The organism is Tahibacter caeni (genome assembly GCF_024609805.1).
In the GTDB taxonomy this organism is placed as follows: Bacteria; Pseudomonadota; Gammaproteobacteria; order Xanthomonadales; family Rhodanobacteraceae; genus Tahibacter; species Tahibacter caeni.
The window spans coordinates 1-6,053 of the sequence record NZ_JANFVR010000293.1; the positions used below are offsets into that span (position 1 = coordinate 1).

Annotated in this window: 5 protein-coding genes and 2 pseudogenes; 4 read left to right on the forward strand and 3 right to left on the reverse strand. The window is 68.9% G+C overall.

Annotated features, from left to right (window positions below; all coding sequences use genetic code 11):
- Positions 1-119 precede the first annotated feature (119 nt).
- Positions 120-206: pseudogene (locus NON22_RS25030) on the reverse strand (SEC-C metal-binding domain-containing protein); the annotation flags it as partial.
- A 45-nt stretch (positions 207-251) separates the two neighbouring features.
- Positions 252-905 (reverse strand): annotated as a pseudogene (locus NON22_RS19030) (UPF0149 family protein); the annotation flags it as partial.
- Between the two features lie 153 nt (positions 906-1,058).
- Here NON22_RS19030 and crcB point away from each other — a divergent pair.
- The 4 genes from crcB (at position 1,059) to NON22_RS19050 (ending at position 5,535) form a co-directional block, all read left to right on the forward strand.
- Entirely contained in the window at positions 1,059-1,445 is a 387-nt protein-coding gene (crcB, locus tag NON22_RS19035; protein ID WP_257388543.1) for a fluoride efflux transporter CrcB, read from the forward strand.
- Between the two features lie 142 nt (positions 1,446-1,587).
- Positions 1,588-3,828: a DNA topoisomerase IV subunit A gene (parC, locus tag NON22_RS19040; RefSeq protein WP_257388544.1), complete on the forward strand. Its 2,241-nt coding sequence runs from the start codon at positions 1,588-1,590 to the stop codon at positions 3,826-3,828.
- A 520-nt stretch (positions 3,829-4,348) separates the two neighbouring features.
- Positions 4,349-4,828: a hypothetical protein gene (locus NON22_RS19045; RefSeq protein ID WP_257388545.1), complete on the forward strand. Its 480-nt coding sequence runs from the start codon at positions 4,349-4,351 to the stop codon at positions 4,826-4,828.
- Between the two features lie 161 nt (positions 4,829-4,989).
- Positions 4,990-5,535, forward strand: a complete 546-nt coding sequence (locus NON22_RS19050) for a hypothetical protein (RefSeq protein WP_257388546.1) — start codon at positions 4,990-4,992, stop codon at positions 5,533-5,535.
- Positions 5,536-5,629: 94 nt separating this feature from the next.
- Here the strand turns inward: NON22_RS19050 and NON22_RS19055 are convergent.
- Positions 5,630-6,053, reverse strand: a 424-nt coding sequence (locus NON22_RS19055; RefSeq protein WP_257388547.1) for a CHAT domain-containing protein, incomplete at its 5' end; no start/stop codon positions are given.

Genomic DNA, 6,053 nt, shown 5'->3' on the forward strand with positions numbered 1-6,053 from the left:
TGCGCCGGTTCCCGCGCCTGCCGTGCCGCGGCCGGCAGGCGCTGCGCCCTCCTTCGCCGCCGCCCGCGCCGACGGCAGCCGGCGCGCCGACGACGAAGCCGCGCCGACGGCGCGAAGGCTCAGCCGCCCTGCCCGCAACACTGCTTGAACTTCTTGCCACTGCCGCAGGGACAGGGATCGTTGCGGCCGACCTTCGGCTGTTCGCGCCGCACGGTCGCCGGCTTCAGGCGCTGCTCGAGCCAGTAGTCGTGCGCGTCGAGCGCGAAGCCAACCATGCTGTCGATCAGCGCGTCGCGCTGTTCCTGCGTGGCCACTTCGCCGCCGGTCTCCTCGTCGTCGGGACCGCGCGCGAGCAGGTCCAGCGCCTCGAGGTCGTCGGCCCAGTCGGGATCGTCGAGCAACTCGTTCCAGGACTCCTCGCGCAGGCTGACGCCGCGCAGATAGCCCAACGCCCATTCCTGGCCGTAGGCGGCGATCTCGCCGTCCTCGAGCTCGAACTCGCCTATCCACGGCTCGAATTCGGCGCCGCCCTGAGCCAGCACGCCGGCGATGCGGTTGTAGTGGCGCATGACCAGGTCGAGGATGCGTCCGGCTTCGGCTTCGTCCTCGAACACGGCGGCCTCGTCGCCGTCCTCGTCCGCGTCGTCGTCGCCGCTCCAGACCAGCGGCAGCCACTCCGACGGCATGATGGTCTCGGGACCCGACAGCACGGCGGTCAGATAGCCGTCCAGCATCTCGAAGCTCATGCCGTCGCGTTCGACGGCGCGGTCGTCGAGGAAACGCGACAGGGTCTCGACCTCGGCGTCGCCGAGCGGCTGGGTCAGGTCATTGGGCTGATTCATGGAGAGTCCCGGATGAACGCCGCGCGCAGGTCGTGGCGGCGGAGGAGCGCCATGATGCACCATGCGCGCACGCGGCGCGCGGCGCTGCGTCGGCAAACCGCACTGACCATGGTCCTGCTTGCCGCCGCCGCGCGGATCTGCCCGACCGTCGCGGCCACTTGACTCCGGCACGGGGCTGGCGCAGAACCCGGCATCGGCATTGCGGAGACACGGGACATGAACTGGCTTTCGGTCACGGCGGTCGGCGTCGGCGCGGCCTGCGGCGCCTGGCTGCGCTGGGGCCTCGGCGTCTGGCTCAATCCCCTGTTCGCGCGGCTGCCGCTGGGCACGCTCGCGGCCAATCTCGCCGGCGGCCTGCTCATGGGCGTGCTGCTCGCAGTATTCGAGGCCCACGCGGACGCGTCGCCGCAGCTGCGCCTGTTCGTCGGCACGGGCTTTCTCGGCGGGCTGACGACTTTTTCCACATTTTCCGGCGAGGCGGCATTCCTGGTCGAGCGCGGCGACTACGGCTGGGCCGGCGCGCTCGTCGCCGTCCACGTAACCGGCTCGATCGTCGCGACCCTGGCCGGCTGGCTGCTGCTGCGCGCCCTGCTGCGCGGCTGAGGCCGCGCCCGGCCCGATTCGAAGCCGGCGGCCGATTGCGGCAGAATAGCGGTCTTTGCGCCGCCTTCCGCGCGCCGGCCGCCCGATCCGGCGGTCCGCCCCGGCGGCGCCGCGTTCCGGTTTCCGTGAGGTTTGCGCCGCGATGAGTCTGCAAAGCAATTTCGAACAGATCCCGCTCAAGGAATACGCCGAGCGCGCGTACCTGGATTATTCCATGTACGTCGTGCTCGACCGCGCCCTGCCCTTCGTCGGCGACGGGCTCAAGCCGGTGCAGCGCCGCATCGTCTACGCGATGAGCGAGCTCGGCCTCGCCTCGACGGCCAAGCCGCGCAAGTCCGCGCTGACGATCGGCGAAGTCCTCGGCAAATACCATCCGCACGGCGACAGCGCCTGCTACGAGGCGATGGTGCTGATGACGCAGCCGTTCTCCTATCGCTATCCGCTGATCGAAGGCCAGGGCAACTTCGGTTCGCCCGACGATCCCAAGTCCTTCGCCGCGATGCGCTATACCGAGGCCAAGCTCGCGCCGATCGCCGCGCTGCTGCTCGAGGAGCTCGGCCAGGGCACGGTGGATTTCTCGCCGAACTACGACGGCTCCCAGGAAGAACCGTCCTGGCTGCCGTCGCGCGTGCCGCACGTGCTGCTGAACGGCTCGATGGGCATCGCCGTCGGCATGGCCACCGACATTCCGCCGCACAACCTGCGCGAGATCGCGAGCGCCTGCATCCGCCTGCTCGAGGATCCCGACGCGACCGTGCGCGATCTCTGCGAACACGTGCAGGGCCCCGACTACCCGACGCGCGCCGAGATCATCACGCCGAAGGCCGAGCTGCAGGCGCTGTACGAGAACGGCACCGGCAGCGTGCGCGCGCGCGCCGTCTACGCCAAGGAAGACGGCAACGTCGTCATCACCGCGCTGCCCTACCAGGTGTCGCCGTCCAAGATCCTCGAGCAGATCGCCGCGCAGATACGCGCGAAGAAGCTGCCGATGCTCGAGGACCTGCGCGACGAGTCCGACCACCAGAACCCGATCCGTCTCGTGCTGATCCCGCGCTCCAACCGCGTCGACGCCGACGAGATGATGCAGCACCTGTTCGCGACCACGGACCTGGAGAAGAGCTACCGCGTCAACCTCAACATCATCGGCCTCGACGGACGGCCGCAGGTCAAGAATCTCAAGCAGATCCTCAACGAGTGGCTGCGCTTCCGCAGCGACACGGTCACGCGGCGCCTGAACCACCGCCTGGCCAAGCTCGAACGCCGGCTGCACCTGCTCGAAGGCCTGCGCGTCGCCTATCTCAACCTCGACGAGGTGATCCGCATCATCCGCACCGAGGAAGAGCCCAAGCCGGTGCTGATGGCGCGCTTCCGCCTGAGCGAGGAACAGGCCGACTACATCCTCGAGACGCGCCTGCGCCAGCTCGCGCGGCTGGAGGAAATGAAGATCAACGCCGAGCGCGACCAGCTCGAGGAGGAGCGCGCCCGCATCAACGTGATCCTCAATTCCAAGCAGCGCCTGAAGACGCTGATCAAGGACGAGCTCAAGGAAGACGCGAAGAAATTCGGCGACGACCGCCGCTCGCCGATCGTCGAGCGCCAGGTCGCCCAGGCGCTCGACGAGGCCGCGCTGGTCGCGAGCGAGCCGACCACGGTCGTGCTGTCGCAGAAGGGCTGGATACGCGCGGCCAAGGGCCACGACGTCGATCCGGCCGGCCTGAGCTACCGCGAAGGCGACGCGCTGCAGGCCTTCGCGCGCGGCCGCACGACGCAGCAGGTCGCGTTCGTCGACTCCACGGGCCGCAGCTACTCGACGCCCGCGCACAGCCTGCCGTCGGCGCGCGGCAACGGCGAGCCGCTGACCGGCCGCTTCGCGCCGCCGGCCGGCGCGCGCTTCGAGGCCGTGGCCATGGCCGACGCCGACACGCGCCTCGTGCTGGCCTCGGACTTCGGCTACGGCTTCGTCACGCGCTTCGCGAACCTCGTCGGCAACAAGAAGGCCGGCAAGCAGATTCTCAACATCGACGACAATGCGCGCGTGCTCGCGCCGGCCTACGTCGCCGACGCCGCGCGCGACCGCATCGTCGTCGTGACGAACGCCGGCCATCTGCTGATGTTCTCGGTGGCCGAGCTGCCCGAGCTGGAGAACGGCGGCAAGGGCAACAAGCTCATCGAGATTCCGAAGGCCAAGCTCGGCGAAGGCGAGCGCGTCGCCGGCATCAGCGTCGTCGCCGAAGGCAAGGGCGAAGTCACGCTCTACGCCGGCGCGCGCAAGCTGACCCTGCGCTGGGCCGACCTCGTCGAATACGGCGGCAACCGCGCCGGCCGCGGCGGCCTGCTGCCGCGCGGGCTGCAGCGCGTGGAACGCATCGAGACGACGGGTTGATCGGATCGGCCGCCTCCCGACGGCCTCGAGCGCCCGGCGGGCCGGACGGGCATGGGAGGGACGGGCTGCTCGAGCGATCGACGCAGAACAATGCCACGGAGCGTCACGGAAGCGCTGCCCGATCCGCCGGAGGGTTTGAAATTTTTCAACGCCATTCAACGCAGGAACTGCGCGGCACTACCCTCCGCCGCGCAGTCCGTCCTTCCTGGCGCCTCGCCCGCCGCACGTGCCGGCCGCTCGGCGGCGCGGCGACCGGGAAGAAACGCACCGCAGCCCCGTCGTTCCGGGGAATTCTGCGCCTTGACAGCCTGGAAAACTGCGGGCGGAAAGAACCAAGCTCGAACGCGAAGCCGAGGCGCTTCCGCGCCAGACCCGCGGCGCCTACTGGTCCGAGGTCCTCAAGATCCTCGGCGCGATCATTCTCGGCGTCGGCGGTGTCGTCACGGCCCGCGGCAGCTATGTCATCGCGCAAAGCGGAGCCGAACTGACCAAGCTCAAGGCCGAACAGGCCGCCGAAAAATTGGCGGCGACCGAACAGGCCCGATCGAAGGCCGCCGCGGAAGCCGAGACCGCGATGAAGCTCCGCGACGCCGCGCTCAAGGAACAGGTCGATGCCCGCGCGTCGGTCCAGGAGCTGCGCGATACCTTGGCCGAACTGACTGCCAAGGCGCAGGCCGCCAAGCCGGAGATCGTCAAGCATCGGCTCGTCTACATCCAGTTTCGCGGCGATCTGAAGCGCTCACTCATCAACGATCTGCGCGCATCGCTGGAGACCGGCGGCTATTCCCTGCCAGGGGCCGAACGGCTCGCCGGCGAGTATGACAATCTCGTCAAGTATTTCCGCGCCGAGGGCCAGCCATCTGCCGACGCGCTGCTCGAGGCGACGACGACGTTCTTCGCTGCGCGAGGATGTCCGATTTCGCTGCGGGCCGTGCCGGGCAAGTCCTCGTCCGTCACGGCGCCGCTGGAGTTGTGGCTGGCGCATTCGTGCAAGTCGTAGTCTGCCGAAAGGCAGAAGTCGACTATCGTCGCCGGGCATTCGATCGGACCGGCGCGGCGAGGCGCGCGGATGGCCCGGTTGCTTCGCCGCGCCGCCGCCTTTGCCGTCCCGACGGCACTGCGGCGGCTTTTTCCTTTCCTTCTCGTTGAGGACAGCGCGCCGTGGACCCGCAACGTTTCGATTCCGCGCTCCGGGAAGTGCTGCAGGAAAGAGAAGCCGACATAGTGGCTCACTGGAATCCGCCGGTGACGCCATTCACCGCACTCATGCAGCGTGGGGTGCTGCCGGAAACCGGCAGGCGCCTCGGCCTGCTGCCGCATCCGCAGGAATACTACTCGCTCGATTGCGTCTACGTCGCCGGGTATGACACCAAGCGATTCGCGCCCGGCTCCGGCTATGCGAAAGCCTTTTCCGTCATTCTCGAACACGAGAACGACGGCGCGCGATCCTGCGAGGAAATGAGCAAGCTGCTGCTGTTCAACGCGCCGCTCAAGGTGCTGATCACCTATGCCCGGGCCGGACAGGGACTGGAACGTCTACTCGCCTGCTACACAGGGATGATCGAAGACAGCGGCAACGCGGCATTGGCCGCCAGTTCACAGAGAATTCTCGTCGTATTCGGCGACAAGCCGGACGACACCCCGACCTGGCGCAGTTATCTGTACGAGCGGAACGGTTTCTCGGAGATTACGCCGGCGCTCCCGTGAAGCCTCCACTCGAACGGTACGATTCCGGGAAACCGCCAGCAGCGTTCCGCCGTTCCGAACGGAAGCCGCTCGCACCGCGATGCCGGCGCCGAACCTAGCGCCAGTCCCCCGCCGCCACGAACCCGGCCCAGTAGAACGGATGCACGGATTCGCCGCGCGAGCGGCGGGCTTCGAGCACGGCCAGGTCGGCCGCGGCGACGGCGGCGACGGTGTCCTGCGATTGCTGCAGGCGCGCGCGATACAGCGCTTCCATCCAGGCCGACGTCGCCGCGTCGTCGACGGGCCACAGGCTCATGAGCACGGTGCGCGCGCCGGCCAGACGGAACGCGCGGCGCAGGCCGAACACGCCTTCGTCGCCGAGCCGCGCGCCGAGGCCGGTGTCGCAGGCCGACAGCACGACCCAGGCCACGCCATCCAGGGTCAACGTGCTCACGTCGGCGCCGAGCAGCAGGCCGTTGCTGCCGCGTTCGCCGCTGAGCACGAGGCCGGCTTCGCGCGCGAGCGCCGCGCGCGCGTCG